We start from the raw sequence: 2223 nt of genomic DNA on the forward strand, positions 1-2223 counted from the left end.
TCAGCAGCGGCACCGGCACCATGATCAGGGCGTTGACCAGGACCGTGTTGAAGAACAGCGGGCGCAGGGCGGGACTGGCCAGGATGTACCGCCAGCCCTCCAGGAGGGACCCCCTCGCCGCCCCGGTGGGCACGGGTCGTGCCTCGCCGCCACCGATCGCCCGGATCCCCAGCGCCGACAGCAGATAGCTGACGGCGTCGGCCAGCAGGGTCGTCACAGGACCGAACAGCCCGATGGCGGCACCGCCGAGGGGAGGCCCGATCACGATGGTGGTCCAGTTCGTGGCCTCGAACCGTCCATTGGCGATCAGCAGGTCGTCCCCGCCGACGAGGGACTTGAGGAAGGCTCCCGAGGCGGCGCCGAAGGTGATGTCGGCCGCCGCCACGACCACCGACACGGCCAGCAGCTGGACGAAACCGAGCACACCGAGCGCGTACGCGGCGGGCACGCTCAGCAGGGCGGCGAACCGGACGAGGTCCATCGTGACCATCACCGGTCTTTTGCGGCGGAACTCCACCCAGGGTCCGAGCGGCACCGCCATCGCGGCCCCGACCGCGAGCCCCACGGCCGCCAGCGCGGACACCGCGGCAGGGCCGGAGTGCAGCACCAGGACGGCGATCAGCGGGAAGGCGCCGAACGACAGCGAGGTGCCGAACGCACTGACCGCGTAGGCCGCCCACAGCCACCCGAACCGCCGCCCCAGCGACCGCCTCCCACCCACGCCGATACCCCCTCCTCGACAACCCCACGTTGACCGAAGCCATCCAACCGAGTGCCGGGCACGCAGATCAAACAACCACGGCACCGACGCTCCACAACCCCGGGTTGTGCCTTGACGGCCTAGGCTTCCGGCATGGATCTCGATGCCGTGCGCACCTTCGTCGCCGTGGCGGACGCGGGGCGGTTCCAGGAGGCAGCCGACCGGCTGGCGGTCACCCAGCAGGCCGTGTCGAAGCGGGTCGCCGCGCTGGAGAAGGACCTGGGGGCGCGGCTGTTCACCCGCACCCCGCGCGGTGCCCGGCTCACCATCGACGGACAGGCGTTCCTGCCCCACGCCCGCGAACTGCTCCGGGCCGCGGAACGGGCGGCCGCTTCGGTACGGCCGGGCAGCCGGGCCCTGCGTGTGGACGTGATCGGCCGCCGCCTCGCGCCGGCCGAACTGCTGCGCGCGTTCCACCGCACGCACCCCGACATCGAGCTCGACGTCGTCACCCTCTTCGACGCCGACACGGCCGTCGCCGCACTCCGGTCCGGCACGATCGACGCCACCTTCCGCGCGATCCCGCACTCCGCGGGGCAGTCGACCGACGGTATCGAGTCCGTACGGGTCTACGACGAGCCGGTCCAACTGCTCACCGGCCCCGACCACGCGCTCGCGGGAGCCCGCTCGGTGGAACCCGCCCGACTGGCGGGACACCGCATCTGGATGCCCGGCCTGGTCACCGGCACCGAGTGGGGTACCTACTACGACGACCTCGCCGCCGCCTTCGGCCTCACCATCGAGGTCACCGGCCCCGACTTCGGCACCGACCCCCTTCTCGACACCATCGCCGACTCCCCGGCCCTGGCGACCCTCGTCGGCGAACTGACCGGTCTGGTCTGGCCGTCCGACCAGGACCTGCGCCGCATCCCGGTACACGGGCCCACGCCGGTCTACCCTCACTCCCTGATCTGGCGCGCCGACAATTCCCATCCGGCACTCGCCGCCCTCCGGGCACACCTGCACGCCACCCGGCCCGAGCCGCCGGGCGTGGGGACGTGGGCGCCTGGCTGGGCCTAGCCCCTGGTGCCGATCACGACGTGGGCGTAGCGCTCCTCGGAGACCGTGAGGCGGGGTGTCAGGCCGCTTTGGGTGAACGCGTCGATGGCGGCGGAGGCCTGGCGTTCGCTGGTCTCGACGAGGAGGCAGCCGCCGGGGGCGAGCCAACGAGGGGCCTCGTTGGCGACGCGGCGCAGGATGTCCAGGCCGTCCGCGCCGCCGTCGAGGGCGACCAGGGGCTCGTGGTCGCGGGCCTCGGTGGGAAGAAGGGCGACCTCGTCGGTGGGGACGTAGGGGACGTTGGCGGCGAGGATGTCCACACGGCCGCGCAGGTCGGCGGGTAGGGCGTCGAAGAGGTCGCCGGTGTGGGCCCGGCCGCCCGCGTCGGCGGTGTTGCGGCGGGCGCAGTCCACCGCGACCGGGTCGATGTCGGCGGCGTGCAGCTCGATGGGGCCCAGCGCGGC

Annotated in this window: 2 protein-coding genes and 1 pseudogene; 1 reads left to right on the forward strand and 2 read right to left on the reverse strand. The window is 72.9% G+C overall.

Translation table 11 applies throughout. From position 1 onward, the window contains the following. On the reverse strand, window positions 1-721 hold a 721-nt coding region (locus JF597_RS53000), incomplete at its 3' end, for an MFS transporter (RefSeq protein WP_294014132.1). Between the two features lie 132 nt (window positions 722-853). Between JF597_RS53000 and JF597_RS53005 the strand changes: the two genes are divergently transcribed. Then, entirely contained in the window at window positions 854-1780 is a 927-nt protein-coding gene (locus tag JF597_RS53005) for a LysR family transcriptional regulator (protein ID WP_294014134.1), read from the forward strand. On the opposite strand, the pseudogene JF597_RS53010 reads toward JF597_RS53005, so the two are convergent. Beyond that, window positions 1777-2223, reverse strand: a pseudogene (locus JF597_RS53010) (putative protein N(5)-glutamine methyltransferase); the annotation flags it as partial. The gene JF597_RS53005 and the pseudogene JF597_RS53010 sit on opposite strands and share 4 nt — an antisense overlap.

The sequence above is a fragment of the Streptomyces sp. genome (assembly GCF_019510245.1).
Classification (GTDB): Bacteria; Actinomycetota; Actinomycetes; order Streptomycetales; family Streptomycetaceae; genus Streptomyces.

Bases quoted from the DNA above. Each gene is read 5' to 3' on its own strand.
- JF597_RS53005 (WP_294014134.1), top strand. From the start codon at position 854: ATGGATCTCGATGCCGTGCGCACCTTCGTCGCCGTGGCGGACGCGGGG.